Below are 23,523 nucleotides of genomic sequence, written 5' to 3' on the forward strand. Positions count from 1 at the left end.
GTTACTGGAGGACGGCGATCAGCGGTGCCGCCAGCAACGGCGAGACGGCAATGAAATCACGGAACAATCGACGCGACGGCGAATCGCCGACGACGACGACGTCATTGGGATAGATTGGCGGATCGACATAGGCACCGCGACGAATCTGGCTGACATTGTACAGCCCCGCCATCCGCTGCTGACCGACGGTCCGCAGGATGACGACATCGTCGAGCTTGGCATTTTCGGTGAAGCCGCCGCTAAGCGCCAGCGTCCGCAACAACGTCGACTGGTTGGTGACCGGATAGGTGCCGGGGTTTTCGATCTCGCCATCCACCGTCACGACCTGGCTCACCGATCCCTTGATCGTGACCGTCACCTGCGGGTCGCGAACATATCGTCCGCGCAGCGATTCGTCGATCCGCGACGCCAGCTCCACTGCGGTCATGCCATTGACGTCGATCGTCCCGACCAGCGGCATGGTGACGCGGCCGCCGCTGTCGACGACGATGTCGCGCGTCAGTTCGGTGACGTTGAACACCTCGACGTTGATCGTGTCGAGCGGACCGATGAAGCTGGGTCGATCGGGCGCAACCAAATCCTCGCGGCCCGGCGCAGGCAGCACGGCCATCTCGACGACGGTCAGGTCCGCCGTGCTCTGGATCGGCTCATTCCGCGCGCAGCCGCCCAGCAGAACCAGCCCGGAAATAGTCAGGAAAAACGCGCGCAACATTGCATCTGCCAATCATTGAAGGTCCAAACGCCAGCGACCGGCCTTACTGGGGTTGCGATGCAGCGTAAAGGCGGCATTAGTCGCCCGCGTCGCGACGGGGCGAAACCGGGGTCAGCATCCACGCCGCCGCCAACGCAAAGATCGCGAGCATCAACGGGGTCCGCAGCGGATAATCGACAATGCTGGCCAGCAGGCACAGCAGCGTGATCACCGACCCGGCGCGTGCCGCGAGCGATTGCGCCGACACCGGCGCCCGCCACGCCCTGACGGTCGCAATCATCCACCAGATCGCGAACGCGACCAGCAGCAATCCCGCAGCAATGCCGCCTTCCAGGACCAGCTGGACGATGTCGTTGTGCGCCTCGTTGAAATAAGGCCGTTGAAGCAGCTCGAACGGCTCATATTGTCGGAAGACGCGATCGAAGGTGCCGATTCCGCTTCCGAACGGCAGGAAATCGCGCGTCATGTCGAACACCACCGGAAAGGCGCGGATGCGCTGGTCGCTCATCGGGTCTAGCCCGGCGATCCGGCTGAACGCGACATTCTGGCCCAGGAAGACGAGCACCGCGACGAACGCCAGCGCCGCCGCCACACCGCCACCTACGAACAACCGCCGCTTCTTCCGCCGCATCGCCATCAGCCGCTGGCGCATCGCGGGCGCGGCGATCGCCAGCGCGGCCAGGATCGATAGTCCACCCAGCGCCAGTCCGGCGCGCGATCCGGTCGATGGCAGCATCAGCACGATGAACGCACCCGTGCCCAGCGCCACCCAGTGGATCGCGACCCAGCCGCTGCGCTGTTTGACCCCCGCCTTGGGGGGCATGCTGGCGAGCGCCGCCAACACCGGCAAGGCGCAGGCCAGCAACAGCGCCTGATGATTGCGATTGGCCAGGAACCCGACCGCCGAACTCTCCGATGTGAACGCGTACCAGCGCAGCGCACTGCCGTCGCCCCCCGACAATTGCGCCAGCCCCAGCACCCCGCTGGCAAAGATCAGCACCGCCAGCGGCAGCATCAGGTCGGCCCGCTTGCGCGGCGACAGGCAGGCCAATCCGACCAACAGCGCCACCGGCACGATCAAACCGAAAAAGGCGCTCCACCCCAAGTCGGGCGCGACCGAAATCGGCCGCCACTGGCCATCGACGCCGACCGCCGCCGCTGCGACCGCATAGGCGTCGCGCGCCGGCAAGGCCGCCCACCAGGATGGCGGCAGCGGCACGAGCTGCACCCCGATCAGAACCGCGCACAATCCGATAAACACGAACGCCGGGCGCAGACGCGGGTCGCCGCCGCTGCGCATGGCAAATACCAGCCACCCTGCCGCCGCGAGCGTCGCTGTGGCACGCACCAGCACCTGGGCGAAGGAGGATGGATTGGAGGCACCGCCGGCCAGCGCGACCGCGACCAGAAAGGCCACCACCGACCAGAACGTCACTGCGCCCGATCGGGCAAAGCGCTGCCGCAACAAGGATTGGCTCATCGGCGCAACTCATCATAAACGGCTGGTTCGTCAACCCTTGGCGGCACTTCGGCCCTGCCAACTACCGCGCCGGGGAGCATGATTGTCGCGTTTCGAAAGAGGGGCTATAGCGCCGCCATGTCGTCTCCCGTCCGCCTGTTGCCCCCCAAACGCTTCGGCGACAATCGGGGCTGGTTCACCGAAACCTACAACCGCGAGCACTTTGTCGCGCTCGGGATCGATTGTATCTTCGTTCAGGACAATCATTCGCTCTCTAGGCCGGTACACACGCTGCGCGGCTTGCATTTCCAGACGCCGCCGCGCGGCCAGGACAAACTGGTCCGCTGTATCCGCGGACGCATTTTCGACGTTGCGGTCGATGTCCGGCGCGGCTCGCCCACCTATGGCCAGTGGGTCGGGGCCGAACTGTCCGCCGAGAACGGCCACCAGCTCTTCATCCCGATCGGCTTCGCGCACGGGTTCGTGACCTTGGAATCCGATTGCGAGGTCACCTACAAATGTTCCGACACCTATGCCCCCGACCATGACGGCGGCATCCGCTGGAACGATCCGGCGTTGACCGCCCTGGGTGGACAGGATGGCGGCATCGATTGGCCGATCCCTCCGGGCGCATCGCCCGAATTGTCGGAAAAAGACGGGCGCCAGCCGCTGCTTGCCGATTTCGACAGCCCCTTTCCCTATGACGGTCGCCCGCTGGCACCGCTGACCTGAAGGATCTTCATGCGTATCTTCGTCACCGGCGGGGCCGGCTTTATCGGCTCGGCGCTGGTCCGGCACCTGATCGACAATACGAGCTACGAAGTGCTCAATTTCGACAAGCTGACCTATGCGGGCGACCCTTCGACCGTCGAGCAGGTCGCAGGTTCCAACCGCTACCGTTTCGTTCAGGGCGATGTGTGCGACGCTGACGCGGTGCGCGCGGCGATCGCCGAATTCCGTCCAGACGTCATCACCCATCTGGCGGCCGAAAGCCATGTCGATCGGTCGATCGACGGACCGGGCGCGTTCATCCAGACCAATGTGGTCGGTACCTATCTCATGCTGGCAGAGGCGCGCGCCTATTGGCAGACGCTGGACGGCGACCGGAAAGCCGCGTTCCGCTTTCACCACATCTCGACCGACGAAGTGTACGGCTCGCTGGGCGACACCGGCTTGTTCACCGAGGAAACCCCCTACGATCCCCGCTCGCCCTATTCGGCGTCGAAGGCGGGCAGCGACCATCTGGTCAGCGCCTGGGGCCACACGTTCGGGCTACCGGTGCTGATCACCAATTGTTCGAACAATTACGGCCCCTATCACTTCCCCGAAAAACTGATCCCGCTGATGATCGCCAAGGCATTGGACGGCGAGCCGCTGCCGATCTACGGCAAGGGCGATCAGGTGCGCGACTGGCTTTATGTCGAGGATCATGTCCGCGCGTTGCAGGCGGTGTTCGAACGGGGTGAGATCGGCCGCACTTATAATGTCGGCGGTCACAACGAGCGCCAGAATATCGAGGTCGTAAAGACGCTGTGTGCGATCCTCGACGAGTTGCGCCCGCGCGCCGACGGCAAACCCTATGCCGATCAGATGACCGAGGTTGCCGACCGCCCCGGCCACGACAAACGCTATGCCATCGACGCCAGCCGGATCGGCGACGAGCTGGGCTGGACCCCGGCGGAGACGTTCGAAACGGGCATCCGCAAGACGGTCGAATGGTATCTGGCGAACGAGGATTGGTGGCGTCCGCTGGTCGCGGCCAAGGCAGCGGCACGTCGCGGCGTCGCGGCCTGATCCGTCGACATGCCGGATCATGACGTCAACCCATCCCGCGCGGTCCTGATCACCGGCGCGGGGGGTCAGCTCGGCATCGAGCTTCAGCGCTGCGCCTGGCCGCAGGGCTGGGAAGTGGTAGCACTCGATCGCGCCGCGCTCGACCTGACCGATCCGTCCGCGATCGCCGCGAAAATGGCCGAGCGCGACTGGGCCGCCGTCATCAACGCCGCCGCCTATACCGCAGTGGACAAGGCGGAAAGCGATGTCGTGACGGCCTGGGCCGTCAACGCGCTTGCCCCAGCGGCGTTCGGCGCGGCGTGTGCAGCCGCCGACATCCCAATGGTTCAGGTCTCGACCGATTACGTCTTCGCGGGCAACAAGGACGGCGCCTGGGACATCGACGATCCGGTCGGTCCGCTGGGCGTTTATGGCGCATCCAAATTGGGCGGCGAACTCGCGGTGCGCACCTCGGGCGCGCGCCATGCGATCGTCCGCACCGCATGGGTGGTGTCGGCGCACGGCCATAATTTCATCAAGACGATGCTTCGCGTCGCCGAAAGCCGCGATACGCTGACCGTGGTCGACGACCAGCGCGGCAGCCCGACCAGTGCCGCCGATCTGGCGCACGCGCTGATGGAAATCGCGCTACGGCTGGTCGACGACGATGCCGCACCCACCGGCACCTTTCATTTCAGCAATGCAGGCGCGGTAAGCTGGGCGGGCTTCGCCACCGAAATCTTCCGCCAATCGACGGCGCGGGGTGGTTCGAGCGCACAGGTTGCGCCGATCACCACCGCCGACTATCCGACCCCCGCCCGACGACCCGCCAATTCGCTGCTCGACACGCGTGCGATCCGCGAGGCTTACGGTATCGAACCGCGTGCATGGCAGGTCGCGCTGGGCGACATTCTCGACGAACTCATCGGAGCAAAGAAATGAAGGGCATCATTCTGGCAGGCGGCTCGGGCACGCGCCTTCACCCCGCGACGCTGGCCGTCAACAAGCAGTTGCTGCCCATCTATGACAAGCCGATGATCTATTATCCGCTCAGCGTGCTGATGCTGGCGGGGATTCGCGACATCCTGATCATCTCCAGCCCCGAATATCTGGACAATTACCGCCGCCTGTTCGCCGATGGCTCAGCACTCGGGCTGAGCATCGACTATGCCGAACAACCCAGCCCCGACGGACTGGCGCAAGCATTCACCATCGGCGCGGATTTCATCGGCGACGACAATGTCGCGCTGGTGCTGGGCGATAACATCTTTTTTGGCGCGCATCTGACCGATCTGCTGGCAAGCGCAGTCGCGCGCACGTCGGGCGCAACCGTGTTCAGCTACCGGGTCGAGGATCCCGAACGCTACGGCGTGGTCGAACTCGGCGAAAGCGGTAAGGCGCTCTCGCTCGAGGAAAAGCCCGCACAGCCCAAATCGAACCACGCGGTGACCGGCCTGTATTTCTACGACAATCGCGTGGTCGAGTATGCCCGCAACCTGAAACCATCGGCGCGCGGCGAACTGGAAATCACCGATCTCAACCGGCTGTACATGGAAGCGGGCGATCTGTTCGTCGAACAGATGGGCCGCGGCTATGCCTGGCTCGACACCGGCACCCATGACAGCCTGCTCGAAGCGGGCGAATTCGTCCGGACGCTCCAGCATCGCCAGGGCATCCAGATCGCCTGTCTAGAAGAAATCGCGTTCGAAATGGGGTTCATCACCGCCGACCAAGCGCGCGACGCCGGCGAGCGATTCAAGAAGACCGCCTATGGCCGCGCCATCCTGAACGCAGTCAACGGGCGCTGAAGGTTAAACCGCAATCTTCAACGGTTCGTCGCGGGCCATGATCGCCGGCTGATCCGGCCAGATCCCGCGCGTGTCATACACCCGCTTATCCGCCCGCTCGTCGAGAGGAATCGATTTGAAGATCTCATGATCGACCAGCACGATGAAGATCGGGCAGTCCTCGATCGCGGCGTCCACATCGATCAATGTCGCACCGCTGCCGTCGAAGGCGGGCGGGAGCGCGTCGGCATAGGGTTCGACGATGCGCACGCGGTCGCCGAAGCGGTGCGCCAAATGGCTGGCGACCTTCATCGCCGGGCTTTCGCGGAAGTCGTCGATGTTCGCTTTGAACGCCAGGCCCAGGCACGCGACAGGCACGCCCGGCAGGCTCTCGATCAAAGCCTCTGCGCGACCAATGGTGTAGCCGACCTTGGCGTCGTTCACTTCACGTGCGGTACGGATCATACGCGCGTTTTCGGGATCGCCATGGACGATGAACCAGGGATCGACCGCGATGCAGTGCCCGCCGACGCCGGGGCCGGGTGACAATATGTTGACGCGCGGGTGGCGGTTGGCCAGCCGGATCACTTCCCACACATCGATGCCCAGATTGTCGGAAATGACCGACAATTCATTGGCAAAGGCGATGTTGACGTCGCGAAACGCATTCTCGGTCAGCTTGGTCATTTCCGCCGCGCGCGAATTGGTGGTGACACACGCCCCGCGCACGAAGCGTCGGTAGAATTGCAGCGCCTTTCGCGCGCATCGCGGCGTGATCCCACCGATGACGCGGTCGTTATCGACCAGTTCGACCAGGATACGCCCCGGCAACACGCGTTCGGGGCAATAGGCGATGGCGATGTCGGGCGTGCCTGCCGAATGGCCCGGCACCTTCAGGTCGGGGCGAAGCTGCGACAGTAGTTTCGCGACTTGCTCGGTCGTGCCCACCGGCGACGTCGATTCGAGAATCACGACATCGCCCGGCTTCACCACGGCCGCGACATTGGTCGCGGCTTTCAGCACATACCCGATGTTGGGCGCATGATCGTCGTCGAACGGGGTCGGCACTGCGATGACGAACACATCGGCGGGCTCGACCTGGGTCGAGGCACGAAGATTCCCACGCGCGACCACGCCGGAGACGAGCCCGTCGAGATCGATCTCCTCGATATGCACCTTGCCCGAATTGACCGTATCGACGACCGACTGATGCACGTCGATCCCCAGCACCTGCGCGCCCGTGCGTGCGATCACGGCGGCGGTCGGCAGGCCGATATAGCCAAGGCCAAGGACGACGACCTTCAGTTCAGAGTCCGAAACCATCCGCAATAATCCCCGAAATCCTAGTCGAGGCATGGCCGTCGCCGAACGGATTGTGCGCGCGCGCCATCGCCTGATAGGCGGCATCATCGTCGAGGAGAGTTGAGATTTCGGAAACGATCCGCGCCGGATCGGTCCCGACCAGCTTCGCGGTGCCCGCCGCGACCCCCTCGGGCCGCTCGGTCGTCTCGCGCATCACCAGCACCGGCTTGCCAAGCGCGGGCGCTTCCTCCTGCACCCCACCCGAATCGGTCAGCACCAATTCGGCCATCCCCAACGCGCGGATGAAATGCGGGTAATCGAGCGGGTCGATTCGCGCGATGTTGGCGCGGTCGCCCAGCATGTCATCCATGACCGACACCACATTGGGATTGGGATGCACGGGGAACAGGATCGCCACGTCGTCGCGCGCCGCGATGCGCCCGATCGCGTCTGCAATCCCCTGCATCCCGCCCCCGAAGTTCTCGCGGCGGTGGGTAGTGACGAGCACCAGCCTTTTTTCCGCAAAGCGTGCCGCGATCGGATCGAGCCCGGCGGCCAGCGATGGGTCGCTCTCGATCCGCGCGGTCGTCGCATGAAGCGCGTCGATCACCGTATTGCCCGTCACATGGATCGTGTCGGCCGCCACATTCTCGCGCTTTAGCGCTTCCGCCGCGGTTTCGGTCGGCGCGAAATGCTGGTCGGCGATCGGCGCGACGATCCGCCGATTCACTTCCTCGGGCCAGGGATGGTGGATATCGCCCGACCGCAGCCCCGCCTCGACATGGGCAACCGGCACCTTGCGGTAATAGGCGGCGAGCGCCCCCACCATCGCGGTCGCGGTATCGCCCTGGACGATCACCCGGTCGGGCCGCTCGCGGTCCATCACCTCGCCAAGTCCGGTCAGCAGCCGCGCCGTCAACCGGTCGAGGCTTTGCCCCGCCTCCATCAAATCGAGGTCGATATCTGGCACCAGCCCGGCAATCGACAGCACCTGATCGAGCAGCCCGCGATGCTGCGCGGTCACGCACACGCGCACGTCGAGATCACCGCGGCTTTTCAACGCGGCAATTACGGGGAACAACTTGATCGCCTCAGGGCGGGTGCCGAAAATGACGAGGATGCGGGGTTTTGCACTCATGACCGGCATCCTAGCGCGCATCGCTTAAAACCGCCCTAAAGGTTCACGCGCGCCTCAATCCTCCACGAACCGGAGCGGCGACACACCCCGCTCGCGGTCGTTGACGATCAGTGCGCGGTTGGCGGGGGGATGCGCGCGCTGGGGGCAGTCGGGGCGCAGGCAGGCGCGACACCCCGGTCCGATCGGCGTCGCCCGGGCAGTGGGGTCGATGTCGTGCGCGGGTGCAAGCGCGCTCGCCTGGTCGGCGGGGACGCCCAGTCCGATCGCAAATTCCGCCGCGGCTTCCGACGGCGGCGCTCCGGGACGACTCCCCTGTCCACGCACGGTGCGTGCCAGCGTCAACCAACGCGCACCATCCTCGATCTCGACCAGTTGCGCGCGCACCACGCCGGGCATGTCGAACGCATGGTGCAGCCGCCACAATGGGCAGCGCCCCTCGCCATCGATCAATGCTCCGCCGCTTGCACCGCCATAGCGTTTGGACACCTGACCCGCGCGGTCGATGCGGATCATGAAGAAGGGCAGGCCCCGCGCACCGACCCGGCTCAGCGTCGTCAGCCGATGTGCAACCTGTTCGAAACTCGCACCGAACCGCCGTTCCAGCACGCCGATCTCGTACCCCGTACCCTCGCACGCACGCAGGAACCGACCATAGGGCATCATCAGCGCGGCGGCGTAATAATGGGTCAGGTGACTGCGGAACAACCGCTCGGCCACCCGGTCGGCAAAGCCCGCGCCGCGCGCCAGCGCATCGATTTCCACCCGCGCCTCGATCTGGGCGAGCTGTACCGCCAGCGCAAAGCTGCGCGCCGGGCCGCTCAGCAATTCGCTCAGCTGCAACTGGCGCGCATGCAGGTCCAGCCGACGCAACACATCGGGCAGCACGTCGACCGGCAGGATGCGCACCGACAGGCCGTGGCGCACGCGCAGGCGTTCGACCAACGCGGCATGGGTATCGGCATTGGTCAGCCGCAATTCGTCGGCGAGCGATTCGGCGTGCGCGTCGAGGTCGGCGAAATGATTGCGCCACCGTTCGATTTCGCGTCGAACCAACGCGGTGGGCTCGTCGAGTGTCGCAGCCCCGCTCGCCGCGCCGCCGCCCACTCGGTCGAACACGCGCGCGAACGCCTCTGCGCCGCCGGGTGCCGCGGCCAGCCATTCCTCGACTTCGTGCCGGTCGATTTCCAGATCGGCGAACATCGGATCGGCCAGCCGCCGCCGGATCGCGTCCATCCCCCCGCCCGGCTCGCCCGCCGCCAGCGCGCGCGGATCGAAATCGAACTGGTCGGTCATCCGCACCAGCAGGCCGGCGGGAAGGGCGCGCTGATTGCGCTCGATCAGGTTGAGATAGCTGGGCGAGATGTCGAGCATCTCCGCCATCGCCGCCTGGGTCAGCCCGGTACGGCGGCGTAATCGCCGGATCGCATGTCCCGCCAACAGCTTTTCACGCGCCACCGCTCACCTGTAAAGATCATGACAACAAGACAGGATGAGTACCTCATTATCCGACTTTGCGACACTAAAATGCGTAAATTGCTATCGCCAGGAACAATGGCGCGGCCGTATCAAGGTGTCACCGCAGACAAGCGGACGAACCGAGCAGGAGCGTCGAAATGACCACCGAACCCCAGCGCAGCCGCGCCGTCTTCTCCAACGAGGACTTCGGACTGATGAAGGAAGCGGTGGCGAATTACGTCAAACAGATCGCCGACGATCCGCGTTCGTCCAAATTCTCGAATCTCTATCACCGCCTCGGCCGTCTCGGCTGACGCCCGGCCCGGCTCCGGCCCCGCGCCAGAGCCAACCAGTTCCTGGGGAGGAAAGGTGTCCGTCGGTGCGCTTGGCGTGCCGACGGACATTTCTTGCCCGCACAGCCCATCGGGGGAATTCTCGACATGACCTATCAGGATCAGATCACCGGCACCCAAGCGCTCATCGAGCGCTTCGGCGGCACATGGGACGGCATCGATGCGGAAAGCGTCGCGCGGATGCAGGCGCAGAACCGCTTCCGCACTGGGCTCGACATCGCACGCTATACCGCAGGCATCATGCGCCGCGACATGGCGGCCTATGACGCCGATCCTTCGCAATACACCCAGTCGCTGGGCTGCTGGCACGGATTCATCGGCCAGCAGAAGCTCATCAGCATCAAGAAGCATTTCGGATCGACCAAGGGCCGCTACCTCTATCTCTCCGGCTGGATGGTCGCCGCGCTGCGCAGCGATTTCGGCCCGCTGCCCGACCAGTCGATGCATGAAAAGACCAGCGTCCCTGCGCTGATCGAGGAACTCTACACCTTCCTCAAACAAGCCGACGCGCGCGAACTGGGCATGATGTTCCGCGATCTCGACGCCGCACGCGATGCCGGAAACCATGTCGAGGTTCAGCGACTGACCAACGCCATCGACCATTACGAAACCCATGTCGTGCCGATCATCGCCGATATCGACGCGGGCTTCGGCAATGCCGAGGCAACCTATCTGCTGGCGAAAAAGATGATCGAGGCGGGGGCGTGCGCGCTCCAGATCGAAAATCAGGTCAGCGACGAAAAGCAATGCGGGCATCAGGATGGCAAGGTCACCGTGCCGCACGAGGACTTTCTCGCAAAGGTCCGCGCCTGCCGCTACGCCTTCCTGGAACTGGGCGTCGAAGACGGGATCATCGTCACGCGCACCGATTCGCTGGGTGCGGGCCTGACGAAGCAGATCGCCTATTCCAAGGAGCCGGGCGACCTGGGCGATCAGTATAACGCGTTTCTCGATTGTGAAGAGATCACCGACCTGTCCTCCTTGCGCGGCGATGTGGTGATCGAGCGCGACGGTAAGCTGATGCGCCCCAAACGCCTGCCCTCGAACCTCTACCAATTCCGCGAAGGCACGGGTGCCGATCGCTGCGTGCTCGATTGCATCACCTCGCTACAGAATGGCGCCGATCTTTTGTGGATCGAGACGGAAAAGCCGCACATCGAACAGATCGCATCGATGGTCGATCGCATTCGCGACGTCGTGCCGGGTGCCAAGCTCGTGTACAACAACTCACCCAGCTTCAACTGGACGCTCAATTTCCGGCAGCAGGTGTTCGACGCCTGGGTGGAGGAAGGGCGCGACGTCGCAGGCTATGATCGCGCCCGGCTGATGAGTGTCGATTACGACACCACCGATCTGGCGGTCGAGGCGGACGAGCGCATCCGCACCTTCCAACGCGATGCCGCGGCACGCGCGGGCATCTTCCATCACCTCATCACGTTGCCGACCTATCACACCGCCGCGCTATCGACCGACAATCTGGCCAAGGAATATTTCGGCGACGCGGCCATGCTCGGCTATGTGAAAAGCGTCCAGCGCGAAGAAATCCGCCAGGGAATCGCGTGCGTCAAGCACCAGAACATGTCGGGCTCGGACATCGGCGACGACCACAAGGAATATTTCGCCGGGGAAGCCGCGCTGAAGGCTGGCGGATCGCACAATACAATGAACCAGTTCGCGGCCTGATCGACCGCTAGCCAAAAAAAGGGCTCGCAGGCAGCAACGCCTGCGGGCCTTTTTCTCGAGCCTGCGAAGGCTCCCCCGCGGAAAGCGAGGTCAGTGGCCGTAGGTCTTTACGCCACGGCGCCGCAACCGCTCGCGCTTGCGCCTGCGCAGCGTATATCCCAACCAGGGCACACCGATCGCTATGACGACAGCGACAATCCCGTAAGCGATCATTTCGCGAGACAGCTCGAACATGAACATCCTGTGACGACTGATCCCGTCGGCTGCCATGCCATCGCGCAATTGCCTCGGTGAATGGTTATTTTCCCACGATGAACCGATAATCGACTGAGAAATCTGGCCGCGGCACGGTCGAAATGCGGCACGAACCGACCGAAAAGGGGACGGCGGGTTGCGTGGAGTCTCGCGCCCATCGCGCGTTCCAACCCTAGTCGCGCGCATCATCGCCGCGTAGAAGGTGCGCATGTTCGCCGCGCTCGCCATCGCCCTGTCCGCCGTCGCGATGACGCTGATCGTCGGCGTGCGCTACCTGATCGCGTCGGGCGGCTTCGCCTGGGCGACGCGCCTTCGCCATCCCGGCCTCTACACCGGCCTCGATGCCCAGATGCGCAAGGAAATCGGCTGGAGTCTGGCGTCTGCCGCGATCTATGGCATCCCCGCCGGGATCGTCGCCTGGGGTTGGCAGAATCGCGGCTGGACCGCGATCTACACCGACGTCACCGCCTGGCCGCTCTGGTACGTGCCCGTGTCGATCTTCGCCTATCTCTTCGCGCACGACACCTGGTTCTACTGGACCCACCGCTGGATGCATCGGCCCAAGCCGTTCCGCATGGCGCACGCCGTCCACCACGCCAGCCGCCCGCCGACCGCCTGGGCGGCGATGGCCTTTCACCCGATCGAGGCGCTGACCGGCGCTGTGGTAATTCCGCTACTGGTCTTCGTCATTCCCATCCATGTCGCCGCCCTCGGCTTTGTGCTGACGGTAATGACGGTTATGGGAGTGACCAACCATATGGGGTGGGAGGTTTTTCCCCGGTTCATGTGGAAGGGGCCATTGGGGGCGTGGCTGATTACCGCCAGCCACCACCAGCGGCATCACGAACGGTACGGGTGTAACTATGGCCTCTATTTCCGCTTCTGGGACCGGCTCTGCGGGACGGACGGTGGACTCGGTTCTTTCGAGCCTGCTCGCCGCCGGGCCGACCGAGCGGTTGCTGCGGCGTCTGGGCGCGGCGCTGATTCTGGTGGCGCTGCTGCCGGGGGCGAGCCCCACCACGCGGCTTGACGTCGATGTATCGGGGGTGCGCTCCGACAAGGGGATGATCCGCGTCTGCCTGACCGCCGATCCCGAAAACTTCCCCAACTGCGTCGATGACGCCCGCGCCAGCACCAAGAGCGTCCCCGCCCGCCAGCACGGCATCGGCTTCGACGCGCTGCCCCCCGGCCGCTATGCCGTCGCGGTGATCCACGACGAAAATGGCAATGCCAAACTCGACACCTTTGCCGGCATCCCGCGCGAAGGATTCGGCTTTTCGCAGAACCCCGCCATCCGCTTCGGCCCACCCAAATTCAGCGCCGCCCGGTTTGAGATCACCGGCCCCACCCGCCAGCAAGTCCGCATGAAATACATGCTGTGAGCCAACGCGCGGGCGGCCATCCGGTCACCCCCGACGGTCGCTACTTCGTCGTGCGCGGGCGGCTGTGGCGGATGAGCAATCCCGCCTTGTCCGAAGAGTCCCGCGAGCGGCTGGTCCGCGACCTCATGACCGCCCGCCGCGCCGTCCGCGCAAAGGAACCCGACGCCCGCGCCCGCGTCGATGCCGCCAAACGCGCCCTCGGCGAACGCGGCCCGGTCTGGTGGGATGACGGCGCCAAGGACTGGAACCGCCACCTCGCCAAGAGCACCCCCTATGCCGACTGGTACGCCAGCATAAGCGCCCCGGACACCCTGCGCTAATCGGCGATCCCCGCCACGATCGCACGCAGCGCCGCGACATGGCGGGTCAGCGCGTTCCGCCCTTCCCGACTGAGCGAGGCCCATGTGCGCTGACGCCCGGCTTCCGCCGCCTTGCGCAACCGCACATAGCCTGCCTCGGACAGCGCGGAGAGGTGCTTGGACAACACCGAATCACTGACTTCTACCAACTCGCGCAGTCTTGCGAATTCCATCTCGCTAACCTTGGTCAACAGCGTCGTGATCCGCAACCGCGCGGGGGCGTGCAGCACCATGTCGATCCCGTCGGCGCTCACGCCGCATCGTCCAGCAACTCGCGCTGATAGATACGCGTCCAGATCAGGCTGACTGCAAAGGCGAGGCCAAAGGCACCCGCCGCGATCCCCAGCTTGACCCCCAGCGACAGGCCATTGACGCGCGCATAATATTCGGCACCCATCGCCCCCAATAGCAAACCGACAAGCGACAGCGTCAGTGGCAGGGTACGCCCCTTGCGATATCCGTTGACGAACGTGCCATAGCGCCGACGATCATCCATCGTGATCGCCGCAACCCCGGCCATCGAAAGCACGAACATCACCGTGCCCCACGGCATCTCCAATCCCTGGCTGAGCACCAGCATCCCCATCACCACGCCGAACGCCGCGTGCCGCCACAAGGGATATTCCGGTCCGTCCAGCGCCAGCTTTCGCGTCGTGTTGCTCATATCGTCGAGCGCCGCCCGTGCTTCATCGCGGTTCATTGCAATTCCCTTCCCTTTCCAGTTTGGAAACTCATACTGCATCACTTTCCAAAGTGGCAAGTGATAACTTTCCGAATCGGAAAATGATGGCGGCGTGACATTGCATCGCCAGCGAGCTAGACCTTGGCCATCCCCGGGGGACCGCGCGTGAGCGGTTGAGAGTTGGCTGATGCCAAGACCCGCTGAACCTGATCCGGCTGACACCGGCGTAGGGAGGGAGCGGTCCAGATCCCACGGCCCGTTCCCTCCGAATGGAGTGGAACATCATGGCTGACATCCCCGCACGCACCGAACTCAAAGTCACCACCGGCCCGATCCGCGGCAGCCGCAAGGTCCATGTCGGCAAATTGGGCGTCGCCATGCGCGAAATCGACCTCGAACCCTCCTCGGGCGAGCCGCCGTTGCGCGTGTACGACACCAGCGGCCCCTACAGCGACCCGCAAGCCCGCATCGACATCATGGCGGGCCTCCCCGAACTCCGCCGCGACTGGATTCGCGACCGCGGCGATGTCGAGGAAGTCGCCCAGCGCGAAATCCGCCCCGAAGACAACGGCCAGCTCGGCCCCGACCGCTCGGGCGGGGTCCAGCCCTTCCCCAATGTCCGCAAGCGCGTGCTGCGTGCCAAACCCGGCATGAACGTCAGCCAGATGCACTATGCGCGTCAGGGCATCATCACCCCCGAGATGGAATATGTCGCCACCCGCGAAAATCTCGGTCGCCAGCGGCTCGCCGAATATGTCCGCGACGGCGAAAGCTTCGGCGCCGCCATCCCCGATTTCGTCACGCCTGAGTTCGTCCGCGACGAAGTCGCACGCGGCCGCGCGATCATCCCCAACAACATCAACCACCCCGAATCCGAACCGATGGCGATCGGCCGCAATTTCCTGGTCAAGATCAACGCCAATATCGGCAACTCGGCGGTCGCCAGCGACGTCGCGGCAGAGGTCGATAAGATGGTCTGGTCGATCCGCTGGGGCGCGGACACCGTCATGGACCTGTCGACGGGCCGCAACATCCACGACACCCGCGAATGGATCCTGCGCAATTCGCCCGTCCCGATCGGCACCGTCCCCATTTATCAGGCGCTGGAAAAGGTCGGCGGCATTGCCGAGGAACTGACCTGGGAAATCTTCCGCGACACGCTGATCGAACAGGCCGAACAGGGCGTGGATTACTTCACCATACATGCCGGCGTCCGCCTGCCCTATATCCCCATGACCGCCAAGCGCGTGACCGGCATCGTGTCGCGCGGCGGCTCCATCATGGCGAAATGGTGCCTCAGCCATCACAAGGAATCGTTCCTCTACGAACATTTCGACGACATCACCGAAATCTGCAAAGCCTATGACATCGCCTACAGCTTGGGCGACGGCCTGCGCCCCGGCAGCATCGCCGACGCCAATGACGAAGCGCAATTCGCCGAACTCTACACGCTGGGAGAACTCACCAAGCGCGCCTGGGAACAGGATGTTCAGGTGATGATCGAAGGCCCCGGCCATGTGCCGATGCACAAGATCAAAGAGAATATGGACAAGCAGCTTGAGGCGTGCGGCGAAGCCCCCTTCTACACGCTCGGGCCGCTCACCACCGACATCGCGCCCGGCTACGACCACATCACGTCGGGCATCGGTGCGGCGATGATCGGCTGGTACGGCACCGCGATGCTTTGCTACGTCACGCCCAAGGAGCATCTGGGCCTGCCCGATCGCGACGATGTGAAGGTCGGCGTGGTGACCTACAAGCTCGCCGCTCACGCCGCCGATCTCGCCAAGGGGCATCCGGCGGCCCAGATGCGCGACAACGCGCTAAGCCGCGCCCGCTTCGACTTCCGCTGGCGCGACCAGTTCAACCTGTCGCTCGACCCCGACACCGCCGAGCAATATCACGACCAGACGCTGCCAGCCGAAGGCGCCAAGACCGCCCATTTCTGCTCGATGTGCGGCCCCAAATTCTGCTCGATGCAGATCTCGCAGGAAGTTCGGGAATTTGCTGCCGGACGGGCAGCAAATAGCGGTCATCCGGGGGATGGACGCGATCTCGAACTCGGGACTTTCGCCGCCAAGCAGAACCAGAGCGCAGACAGCTTCCTCGCTGCAAATCCTCCCCGGCACGGGGAGGGGGACCATTCGGCAACGCCGAATGGTGGAGGGGGCTCACCACAAGCCCCAACCACCGTTGAGGAAGCGGAAGCGGGGATGGCCGCGATGAGCGAGGTATTCAAGGAAACGGGCAGCGAACTGTATATGGGCGCTGGAGACCGGGAGCGAGGCTAAATCTACTCTCTTTGTGCCTCCTATCTGCGGGTCGAGAAATTAAGGAATTCCTCCGCCCGCAGACCCCATACTTACATTTGCTCAATCCTCCGTTCATCGGCCGAACAATAAAGTGCTTTTTGAGTATAGATCTCGCCGGATTCGTCGCTATAGGTGAGCTACTAGCCCGTCGATGGCATCCAAACAATTCAGGCGGTAAGGCTCATTTACCTCTACCCGATGTCCACCAACTGACTGCTTGCCGGATTTCAATCGGCTAAAAGGCAGACCCTTAGCGAACGCCACAACTCCGGTAGTTTGGAAATCTCTAATACTTACCGAGGCCTTTTGAGCAGACGTAAAAGTGAAAAGATTCGGGTGAGCTTTCTGAAGGTTAATGATGTCAGTCTCGATCGCGTGAAGAACCGCGGCGTAAGCCGACGCTGGACCCATATATTGGGTGATCCTATTTTTCGCGATTAAATGAACTTTAGGCAATTGTCTATTGGCAGCGTGCAGCTTCGCACTAAAGGCATACGTAGCGTAGATCGGTGAGGGCAGGCTAAGACCATACACTAGCGACAATGCATTTTGAACAGCGCGTCTTGAACTATCGTCGGCCATGACCGGAAGGATGAGTCTGTCTACACTTGCCAAAGCAATTTGGGTATAAAGTGAGAAGCTCGGATTGCAGTCTACGAAAACAACATCATAGTCGTTTTCTACCTTTTCGAGAAAGTCTCTAATCCAGTCAGCTACTTCTATCCAAGTGTCTGTACCTGGAATCTGAGCATTTGCTAGTGTATTGATAGCGTTGGATTGCAATTCCAACAAGGGGTCACCACAAACCAGCGATATGTTACTGGGAATATATGGATTAACGGAATCTGGCTTCATAATGTAATCGGCTGCGTTGAACATCGGCGCTGAGTAGGGCGAAGGCAGCCGAATTTGGAAATATCCACCCACGCTGCAACGAGGTATTTTTCCTTGTTGTTGCAGAAGCTGTGACCCACCACCGCTTGTCATTCCTCCGAGAAGAAGTTCAGACATATTTGCTTGGGGACACATGTCGATCACGAGTATACGAGCAAGTGGATGCTTTTCTGCATATCGAGTCACCGCTTGGAATGCCAAGCTTGTCTTCCCCGTGCCACCTTTATTATTCCAGAAAGCATATTTCAGCATAATCAGCTCCAGCCTGTCGTTAATGGACGCATAGCAGTCCAAACTGGACGTGTCAACGTCTGTTTTGGACATTAGGCAGTTCTATGCTGCCGCGCCGTACCGATCTCCCGACCCTTCAATCATCTGCCCAACCCCGCTACCCTCCTCCCATGTGCAACGAAGCCTATCGCCGCACCCAGATTGCAAAGCTCATCCGCGACTTTGGCGAAACCCGCATTGCGCTCGACTTTCCCGAAGGCGTGCCCAATTTCGCACCCCTCGATTCGATCCGCATCACCGACCGGCTGGAAATCGTCCGCACCGGCGCCGACCGATCCGACAGCGCCCCCGCCGATCCCGTCGCGCCGATGACCGCCGAAATGGTCACGCGCCGCTGGAGCTGGCCCGCGCCCTCGCGCGGCGGGGGTGGCGGGTGGCCCGTCTATAATTTCCGCTCCGATGGCCGCACCCTGACCAACAGTGCGACGGGCGGCCGCTGCCTGATCCCCGTCGACGGCTTTTTCGAATTCACCGATCCCCCCGCCCCCGCAGCCGATGCGCCCAAACCGGCGAAGAAGCCGCTCAAATCCAAATGGGCCTTCACGCTTGCGGGCCATGACTGGTTCTGCATTGCCGGGGTGTGGAAAGCGGACGCGACCGTGGGGGAGGCCTGGGCGATGCTCACCTGCCCGCCCGGCCCCGACATCGCCCCCTATCATGATCGCCAGGTCGTCGTCCTGACCCCGCCCGACTATGCCCGCTGGCTCGACGGGTCGGCCCCCGCGTCCGAACTCTGCCGCCCGCTCCCCGCCGGATCGCTCACCGTCGAACAGGTCCGCTGACCCCTCGGTGGAGGCGCGCCCGCCGCGTTCTTCGCGATCAGCCGTCCTCGCCCCGGTCCCCGGCACGCCCGATTCGATACGGCCCGCCCCGCACTGCCATCGCAGCACCCTTCCAGCTCAACCGCACCGCCCCCGCCGTGACCAGTCCATCGACCGCCGCATGAACCTCCTCCATCCGCGCGCGCCAGTCGCCGTCCTCCCCCGCCAGCGCCCGCGCGACTTCGCTGGGGCATAAAGTCGCGTCCGGCCGCCGCGCCGACAGCATCTCCGCGATCTTCGCCCCGATCTGCCGATCCTCATCCCCGCTCATCGCTCGTCCCTTACCTGCACATCCGCCTCGACACTGGCGCCTCGACACTGGCGCCTCGCCACTGGCGCTTCCCCGCGCGGCTGGCTACATCGCCGGGCGATGAGCGAGAAGATCAGCATTGCGTCGTGGAACATCAATTCGGTGCGGTTCCGCATGGACATCGTCCAGCAATTCTTGCGCGAAGCCGCCCCCGACGTCCTGTGTCTTCAGGAAACGAAGGTCATCAACGGCGATTTCCCGCACGCGCCGCTTCGCGCGCTCGGCTATGAACACATCGCCATTCACGGCCAGAAAATGCACCACGGCGTCGCCATTCTCAGCCGCATTCCCTTTACCGAGGACGACCGGCTCGACTGGCAGGCCAATGGCGAAGCCCGCCACATCGGCGTCCGCCTCGAAAACGGCCTTCGCCTGGAAAACGTCTATGTCCCCGCGGGCGGCGACATTCCCGACCGCGAGGCGAACCCCAAATTCGGGCAGAAGCTCGATTTTCTGGAGCGCATGACTCGCTGGTCCGAAGGATTGGGTGACCTGCCCGTCATCCTCACCGGCGATTTCAACATCGCACCGCTCGAAAGCGATGTGTGGAGCCACAAGCAGTTGCTCGACGTGGTCAGCCATACGCCGATCGAGGTTCAGGCGCTGGCGGGGTTGCAGGCCGCGAACGACTGGGTCGATCTCGGCCGCAAATTCGTCCCCGCGCCCGAACGGCTCTACACCTGGTGGAGCTACCGCGCGAAGGACTGGGCCGCGTCCGACCGCGGCCGGCGGCTCGACCATATGTGGGCCTCGCGCAGCGTCGCAGACAAGGCCGTGGCCCACCGCGTCTACGAACCCTGCCGCAACTGGCTAAAACCCTCCGACCACATCCCGATCCTGACCGAGTTCGTGTTGTGAGCGACCCGCGCGCCGTCGCCCGCGCCATCGACGCCGCCCGCCGCGGCTGGCCGATCGCGATCGCGGGCTCCAACGGCGTGCTCGAACTCCTAGCAATCGAAACCGCCGACGCAAACCGGCTCGCGGCCTTAGATCCCGCAGGCGAAGCGTTCGTTCTGCTGTCGGCAGGGCGCGCGACAACGCTGAAACTGGCCAACCAGCGTGACGCCGCCGATCCGGTCGCGCCGGTCGCGGTTGAGCGCAGCCCCTGGCTCGATTTCGACGCCGCGACTGCGCTGGCCGATCCGCAATTCGACCTGGCGACGCCGCTCAAGGGACCGTTTCGCAGCGTGCCGCTCGCCCAACAGGACGCCGCACGCGCCGCGCTGGAGCTGGCGCGGATCGCAGGGCTGCTTCCCGCATGGTTCGCGCGGGTCCGCCATGACGCCAGCGACCCGATCACCCCCGCCGACATCGCCGCGCACGAAGATGCCGGGCGACTGGAAATTGCCGCCCGCGCGCGGCTGCCCGTCGCTGGTGCCGAGGATGCGGAGATCGTCGCCTTCCGCACCCCCGACGCAGCAGGCGAGCACATCGCGTTGCTCATCGGCCAGCCGACCGGCGCACCGCCGCTCGTCCGCCTGCACAGCGAATGCCTGACCGGCGACGTGCTCGGCAGCCTGAAATGCGATTGTGGCCCGCAACTCCACGCTGCGATCCACGAGATCGCCGCGAACGGATGGGGCATCCTCCTCTATCTACGACAGGAAGGACGCGGCATCGGACTGGTCAACAAGCTGCGCGCCTATGCGCTTCAGGATCAGGGGTTCGACACGGTCGATGCCAACACTCGGCTGGGCTTCGCGATCGACGCGCGCGATTTCGGGGTGGCGGCGCGGATGCTGACGCTGCTGGGTCAGGACAAGGTGCGGCTGCTCACCAACAACCCCGAAAAGGTCGCCGGACTGGAGGCGGCGGGCGTCACCGTCCTAGAACGCGTGCCGCATCATCTGCCCCCCAACCCGCACAACGCGCGCTATCTGGCGACCAAACGCGACCGCACCGGTCACCAGCTTTAGGCCGCCCACTCGCTCAAATCATCCTGCTCGCCGATCAACGCAAGGCCATGAGCGATCGAGGTGAGTTCGTTACCACCGGCGATGCGCTCACCGCCGAACCGTGCTTCGAAAATGCGCCGGATGCGCGGGATCAACGACGATCCGCCGGTCAGGAACACGCGGTCGATGTCCGTGGCCTCGACACCGGACCGCGCCAACGCACGGTCGACCGCCGCTTCGATCCGGACGATATCGGGCGCGATCCAGCGTTCGAAATCGGCGCGGGTCAGCGGCGCTTCGATGCTTAGTCCCGCACCGCTGAACGCGAACCGGGTTTCTTCCTCAGACGACAAGGCGCGCTTTGCCTGCCCCACCGCGTCGTACAGCCGAAAGCCCAGTTCCTGCTCGATCACCGCGATCATGCGCCCGATGGCTTCGGGGTCAATCGCCGATCGACGCAACTTGTCGAGTTCCGCCAGCGTCCGGCGATTGCGCATCAACGCCAGCCGCGACCAGTCTCCGAACTCGGAAAAATAGCCGCCGGGGATGTCCAATACCTTGTCGAACGATCGATATTTCCCGCCCTTGCCCAACAGCGGCAGCACCAGATGATCGACGATCCGGTAATCGAACCGGTCGCCCGCAATCCCCACACCCGCATGACCCAGCGGCACGCATCGCTTCGCCGCACCGGGCGCGGCGATCCGCACGACCGAGAAATCGCTGGTCCCACCACCGAAATCGGTAACCAGGATCGTCGCGGCTTGATCCAGTCGCGATGCATAGCTGAACGCCGCGCCCAATGGCTCGAAGATATAGTGCGTCTCCACCCCGAATCCGGCAAACATCGCGTCATAGCGTTCCCGCGCCAACACCTCGTCAGGCGCGTGCCCGGCATATTCGACCGGGCGCCCGACGACGACGCGCGACACGCCGTCGAACGCGCCACCGCTGCGGGCCTGCATCTTGTTCAGCAGCAACGCGCCCAGTTCTTCGAACCGGAAACGCTTATGGAACACGCTGGCATGTTCGAAACTGGTCGAGGCGGCGACCGATTTGAACGACTGAATGAACCGGCTACCTTCGGGATATTCGATATATTCGGCGATCGCCCACGGTCCCGCTTCGGATGCGATACCCCCGCGCACGGCTTCGTCTTCCCAGAAGCACAAGGCCGATCGAAACACCGCCTCGCGCTCTGTCGGCGCGTCGAGCAGCACCATGTCCGACCGACCCCCGCACGCCAGTGCGGCAACCGAATTGGTGGTCCCGAAATCGAGACCGAGCGAGCGGGCGGCGTCGGTCATCGGGCTAAAGCAACACCAGCCGCGCGACGTCGTCGAAACCATGCGCGATGGCATGGACGCCCAGATCGCGGAGGCGCTGGTCATGCCCGGCCAGGCAATGCGTGCCCGCGCACAGCCCGATGACGTACGCCCCCGATGCGACCGCGCCTTTCGCGCCGACGGGCGAATCCTCGATCACCGCCAGCCGCTCGATCGGCACGCCGATTTTGGCCGCCGCGTGGAGGTATAGATCGGGTGCGGGCTTGCCGTGCTCGACATGCTCGTGCCCCGAATAGAGATGATCGCCGAACCGATCGCGCAAGCCGAGGTGGCGAAGATGCGCGTCGATCCACCCCGTGCGGCTGGACGAAACGATCGCACGCGGCAGATCGTCGGGCAGCGATTCGACGAAGCCGATTGCACCCGCCACCGCGGGCAACCCCTCGGCGACCACGCGCATATCTTCCGCCGCGCGGGCTTCCGCAAAGCTGTCGGGCAGCGGGCGACCGATCCAGTGTTCGACCGCGCCGGTGAACGCACTGCCCGACAGCCCCATGAAATGGTGCATCGATTGCTCCGGCGTGGTCGGATGGCCGTTATCAGTCAGCCACGCGGCAATCTGGGCATTGCCCGCATATTCGCTCTCAAGCAGCACGCCGTCGAAATCGAAGAGTAGTCCGTCAAGCTTCATGGCATCCGCGCGCCGAACAGCGCGGAACCGATGCGGACATGCGTCGCGCCGATCGTTACCGCGGTTTCGAAATCGTCGGACATGCCCATGCTGAGGGCGGGCACGCCGTGATCGCGCGCCAGTTTGGACAGCAACGCGAAATAGGGCGCAGGCTCAACCGATGCAGGGGGCAGACACATCAATCCCGCGACCGGCAAGTCAGCGGCACGCGCTTCCGTCAGCAAAGCAGGCAGATCGGCGACTGCGCATCCGCCCTTCTGGTCCTCATCGCCGATATTGACCTGAATGAAGCAAGCCGGCCGCTTGTCCGCCTTGTCCATAGCTTTTGCGAGCGCGGCCACCAGCGACGGGCGGTCGACCGAGTGGATCGCATCGAACAGTGCAACGGCTTCTTCCGCCTTGTTCGATTGAAGCTGACCGATCAGATGGAGTTCGATGTCTGACGTCGCATCGCGAAGTGCGGGCCATTTGTCGGCGGCTTCCTGAACGCGATTCTCGCCGAACACGCGCTGGCCCGCATCGATCAGCGGCTGGATCGATGTCGCTGGATGCGTCTTCGACACCGCGATGAGCGTGATATCCGTGACCTCGCGTCGCGCTATCCTGGCGGCGGCGGCAATGCGATCTTGGATCGCGGACAGGGCAGCGGCGGGGTCGTGTGCTTGCATGGCCTGCGCTATAGA

General features: G+C 63.9%; 26 protein-coding genes and 1 riboswitch. Of the genes, 13 read left to right on the forward strand and 13 right to left on the reverse strand.

Annotation, left to right across the window (positions count from 1 at the left end; genetic code table 11):
- Position 1 precedes the first annotated feature (1 nt).
- Positions 2 to 712, reverse strand: a complete 711-nt coding sequence (locus tag ENHY17A_RS01105; RefSeq protein WP_159709366.1) for a polysaccharide biosynthesis/export family protein — start codon at positions 710 to 712, stop codon at positions 2 to 4.
- Positions 713 to 788: 76 nt separating this feature from the next.
- Positions 789 to 2,192: an O-antigen ligase family protein gene (locus tag ENHY17A_RS01110; RefSeq protein ID WP_159709367.1), complete on the reverse strand. Its 1,404-nt coding sequence runs from the start codon at positions 2,190 to 2,192 to the stop codon at positions 789 to 791.
- Between the two features lie 117 nt (positions 2,193 to 2,309).
- Here ENHY17A_RS01110 and rfbC point away from each other — a divergent pair, with 117 nt between their 5' ends.
- Genes rfbC through rfbA form a run of 4 tightly spaced genes read left to right on the forward strand, consistent with a single transcriptional unit; the run spans position 2,310 to position 5,752 of the window.
- On the forward strand, positions 2,310 to 2,903 hold the full coding sequence (gene rfbC / locus ENHY17A_RS01115) for a dTDP-4-dehydrorhamnose 3,5-epimerase (protein ID WP_159709368.1): 594 nt from the start codon (positions 2,310 to 2,312) through the stop codon (positions 2,901 to 2,903).
- A gap of 9 nt (positions 2,904 to 2,912) precedes the next feature.
- Positions 2,913 to 3,965, forward strand: a complete 1,053-nt coding sequence (gene rfbB, locus ENHY17A_RS01120; RefSeq protein ID WP_159709369.1) for a dTDP-glucose 4,6-dehydratase — start codon at positions 2,913 to 2,915, stop codon at positions 3,963 to 3,965.
- A gap of 9 nt (positions 3,966 to 3,974) precedes the next feature.
- On the forward strand, positions 3,975 to 4,886 hold the full coding sequence (rfbD, locus tag ENHY17A_RS01125; RefSeq protein WP_159709370.1) for a dTDP-4-dehydrorhamnose reductase: 912 nt from the start codon (positions 3,975 to 3,977) through the stop codon (positions 4,884 to 4,886).
- Positions 4,883 to 5,752, forward strand: a complete 870-nt coding sequence (gene rfbA / locus ENHY17A_RS01130) for a glucose-1-phosphate thymidylyltransferase RfbA (RefSeq protein WP_159709371.1) — start codon at positions 4,883 to 4,885, stop codon at positions 5,750 to 5,752. The genes rfbD and rfbA overlap by 4 nt, the downstream gene beginning before the upstream one ends.
- Before the next feature lie 3 nt (positions 5,753 to 5,755).
- Here the strand turns inward: rfbA and wecC are convergent, their stop codons facing one another.
- Genes wecC through ENHY17A_RS01145 form a run of 3 tightly spaced genes read right to left on the reverse strand, consistent with a single transcriptional unit; the run spans position 5,756 to position 9,626 of the window.
- On the reverse strand, positions 5,756 to 7,054 hold the full coding sequence (gene wecC, locus ENHY17A_RS01135; RefSeq protein WP_159709372.1) for a UDP-N-acetyl-D-mannosamine dehydrogenase: 1,299 nt from the start codon (positions 7,052 to 7,054) through the stop codon (positions 5,756 to 5,758).
- Positions 7,038 to 8,171, reverse strand: a complete 1,134-nt coding sequence (wecB, locus tag ENHY17A_RS01140) for a non-hydrolyzing UDP-N-acetylglucosamine 2-epimerase (protein ID WP_159709373.1) — start codon at positions 8,169 to 8,171, stop codon at positions 7,038 to 7,040. The genes wecC and wecB overlap by 17 nt, the downstream gene beginning before the upstream one ends.
- A gap of 54 nt (positions 8,172 to 8,225) precedes the next feature.
- Positions 8,226 to 9,626 (reverse strand): helix-turn-helix domain-containing protein, encoded by a 1,401-nt coding sequence (locus tag ENHY17A_RS01145; RefSeq protein WP_159709374.1) that lies wholly within the window; start codon positions 9,624 to 9,626, stop codon positions 8,226 to 8,228.
- Between the two features lie 158 nt (positions 9,627 to 9,784).
- On the opposite strand from ENHY17A_RS01145, the gene ENHY17A_RS01150 reads away from it, so the two are divergent.
- Complete coding sequence (locus ENHY17A_RS01150; protein WP_201296324.1) at positions 9,785 to 9,940, forward strand: hypothetical protein; 156 nt, start codon at positions 9,785 to 9,787, stop codon at positions 9,938 to 9,940.
- A gap of 126 nt (positions 9,941 to 10,066) precedes the next feature.
- The gene (locus ENHY17A_RS01155) at positions 10,067 to 11,662 is read left to right on the forward strand and encodes an isocitrate lyase (RefSeq protein WP_159713992.1); all 1,596 of its coding nucleotides are present in this window, start codon (positions 10,067 to 10,069) and stop codon (positions 11,660 to 11,662) included.
- A gap of 90 nt (positions 11,663 to 11,752) precedes the next feature.
- Here ENHY17A_RS01155 and ENHY17A_RS01160 read toward each other — a convergent pair whose 3' ends face one another.
- Entirely contained in the window at positions 11,753 to 12,127 is a 375-nt protein-coding gene (locus tag ENHY17A_RS01160) for a hypothetical protein (RefSeq protein WP_159709375.1), read from the reverse strand.
- Between ENHY17A_RS01160 and ENHY17A_RS01165 the strand changes: the two genes are divergently transcribed.
- From ENHY17A_RS01165 to ENHY17A_RS01175, 3 genes are read left to right on the forward strand one after another with little or no spacing between them, the layout of a single operon-like run.
- Positions 12,126 to 12,947 (forward strand): sterol desaturase family protein, encoded by an 822-nt coding sequence (locus ENHY17A_RS01165; RefSeq protein WP_159713994.1) that lies wholly within the window; start codon positions 12,126 to 12,128, stop codon positions 12,945 to 12,947. The genes ENHY17A_RS01160 and ENHY17A_RS01165 overlap by 2 nt on opposite strands.
- Entirely contained in the window at positions 12,877 to 13,299 is a 423-nt protein-coding gene (locus ENHY17A_RS01170) for a DUF2141 domain-containing protein (protein WP_236547992.1), read from the forward strand. The genes ENHY17A_RS01165 and ENHY17A_RS01170 overlap by 71 nt, the downstream gene beginning before the upstream one ends.
- Positions 13,296 to 13,619 (forward strand): hypothetical protein, encoded by a 324-nt coding sequence (locus ENHY17A_RS01175; RefSeq protein ID WP_236547684.1) that lies wholly within the window; start codon positions 13,296 to 13,298, stop codon positions 13,617 to 13,619. The genes ENHY17A_RS01170 and ENHY17A_RS01175 overlap by 4 nt, the downstream gene beginning before the upstream one ends.
- Here the strand turns inward: ENHY17A_RS01175 and ENHY17A_RS01180 are convergent.
- Both ENHY17A_RS01180 and ENHY17A_RS01185 read right to left on the reverse strand, forming a co-directional pair.
- On the reverse strand, positions 13,616 to 13,912 hold the full coding sequence (locus tag ENHY17A_RS01180; protein WP_236547685.1) for a transcriptional regulator: 297 nt from the start codon (positions 13,910 to 13,912) through the stop codon (positions 13,616 to 13,618). The two genes, ENHY17A_RS01175 and ENHY17A_RS01180, sit on opposite strands and share 4 nt — an antisense overlap.
- Positions 13,909 to 14,358 (reverse strand): hypothetical protein, encoded by a 450-nt coding sequence (locus ENHY17A_RS01185; RefSeq protein WP_159709376.1) that lies wholly within the window; start codon positions 14,356 to 14,358, stop codon positions 13,909 to 13,911. The genes ENHY17A_RS01180 and ENHY17A_RS01185 overlap by 4 nt, the downstream gene beginning before the upstream one ends.
- Before the next feature lie 124 nt (positions 14,359 to 14,482).
- Positions 14,483 to 14,590: riboswitch (TPP riboswitch) on the forward strand.
- A gap of 34 nt (positions 14,591 to 14,624) precedes the next feature.
- Here ENHY17A_RS01185 and thiC point away from each other — a divergent pair.
- A complete protein-coding gene (thiC, locus tag ENHY17A_RS01190) occupies positions 14,625 to 16,631 on the forward strand; it encodes a phosphomethylpyrimidine synthase ThiC (RefSeq protein WP_159709377.1) in 2,007 nt (668 codons plus the stop codon).
- Between the two features lie 147 nt (positions 16,632 to 16,778).
- Here thiC and ENHY17A_RS01195 read toward each other — a convergent pair whose 3' ends face one another.
- Complete coding sequence (locus tag ENHY17A_RS01195) at positions 16,779 to 17,798, reverse strand: ParA family protein (RefSeq protein ID WP_159709378.1); 1,020 nt, start codon at positions 17,796 to 17,798, stop codon at positions 16,779 to 16,781.
- A gap of 149 nt (positions 17,799 to 17,947) precedes the next feature.
- Here ENHY17A_RS01195 and ENHY17A_RS01200 point away from each other — a divergent pair, with 149 nt between their 5' ends.
- Entirely contained in the window at positions 17,948 to 18,619 is a 672-nt protein-coding gene (locus tag ENHY17A_RS01200; protein ID WP_159709379.1) for an SOS response-associated peptidase family protein, read from the forward strand.
- A 37-nt stretch (positions 18,620 to 18,656) separates the two neighbouring features.
- Here ENHY17A_RS01200 and ENHY17A_RS01205 read toward each other — a convergent pair whose 3' ends face one another.
- Entirely contained in the window at positions 18,657 to 18,929 is a 273-nt protein-coding gene (locus ENHY17A_RS01205) for a DUF3253 domain-containing protein (RefSeq protein ID WP_159709380.1), read from the reverse strand.
- A gap of 99 nt (positions 18,930 to 19,028) precedes the next feature.
- Between ENHY17A_RS01205 and ENHY17A_RS01210 the strand changes: the two genes are divergently transcribed.
- Entirely contained in the window at positions 19,029 to 19,826 is a 798-nt protein-coding gene (locus tag ENHY17A_RS01210; protein ID WP_159709381.1) for an exodeoxyribonuclease III, read from the forward strand.
- Positions 19,823 to 20,884: a GTP cyclohydrolase II gene (ribA, locus tag ENHY17A_RS01215; protein WP_159709382.1), complete on the forward strand. Its 1,062-nt coding sequence runs from the start codon at positions 19,823 to 19,825 to the stop codon at positions 20,882 to 20,884. Before ENHY17A_RS01210 ends, ribA begins: the two co-directional genes overlap by 4 nt.
- On the opposite strand, the gene ENHY17A_RS01220 is transcribed toward ribA, so the two are convergent.
- Genes ENHY17A_RS01220 through ENHY17A_RS01230 form a run of 3 tightly spaced genes read right to left on the reverse strand, consistent with a single transcriptional unit; the run spans position 20,881 to position 23,508 of the window.
- Complete coding sequence (locus ENHY17A_RS01220; RefSeq protein WP_159709383.1) at positions 20,881 to 22,170, reverse strand: Hsp70 family protein; 1,290 nt, start codon at positions 22,168 to 22,170, stop codon at positions 20,881 to 20,883. The genes ribA and ENHY17A_RS01220 overlap by 4 nt on opposite strands.
- A 4-nt stretch (positions 22,171 to 22,174) precedes the next feature.
- A complete protein-coding gene (locus ENHY17A_RS01225) occupies positions 22,175 to 22,840 on the reverse strand; it encodes an HAD family hydrolase (protein ID WP_159709384.1) in 666 nt (221 codons plus the stop codon).
- Positions 22,837 to 23,508 (reverse strand): YggS family pyridoxal phosphate-dependent enzyme, encoded by a 672-nt coding sequence (locus ENHY17A_RS01230; RefSeq protein WP_159709385.1) that lies wholly within the window; start codon positions 23,506 to 23,508, stop codon positions 22,837 to 22,839. Before ENHY17A_RS01230 ends, ENHY17A_RS01225 begins: the two co-directional genes overlap by 4 nt.
- Between the last annotated feature and the right edge of the window lie 15 nt (positions 23,509 to 23,523).

The organism is Sphingomonas sp. AX6, assembly GCF_902506605.1.
In the GTDB taxonomy this organism is placed as follows: Bacteria; Pseudomonadota; Alphaproteobacteria; order Sphingomonadales; family Sphingomonadaceae; genus Sphingomonas.